This is a genomic window from Gluconobacter sp. P1D12_c, assembly GCF_018812105.1.
Taxonomy (GTDB): Bacteria; Pseudomonadota; Alphaproteobacteria; order Acetobacterales; family Acetobacteraceae; genus Gluconobacter; species Gluconobacter oxydans_A.
On record NZ_JACSIQ010000821.1, the window covers coordinates 1 to 369 of the forward strand.

The 369-nt window shown below is 44.4% G+C and carries 1 protein-coding gene; it reads right to left on the bottom strand.

What is annotated here, in order from left to right:
• Positions 1-182 precede the first annotated feature (182 nt).
• The coding region (locus KP705_RS19360; RefSeq protein ID WP_215765488.1) for a hypothetical protein at positions 183-369 on the bottom strand (187 nt) is incomplete at its 5' end.

A 369-nucleotide genomic window follows, 5' to 3' on the forward strand; every position in this document is an offset into this window, starting at 1 on the left:
TTTCAAGCCTCTGTAATTCTCTCTCTATTTCTCTATATTTTTCCTTCTTTACCATATCCATAACAATCTCCGACCCTCAGTTTGTGGGGTACTGGAAACTTATTGTAGCAGATAGAAATCAATATTTGACTTGTCATAGTGTCCGACTATGACAATTACATTGTCGTCGGTCCTGCGGAGCTTCAAAGATACCAGTCTGCAAGCTCCTGAAAGGCGTCCTGATTAGCTTCGAAGTATTCGGAATCCGGAACCTCAATAGGAGGCTCATCAAGCTCTACGGGGTCTTGTAGACGCTCTATGTCGAGAACCTTTGACAGCATCCCATCTTCTAAGACGCTACCCCCACCTCTACCCATGTGAGATATCGTG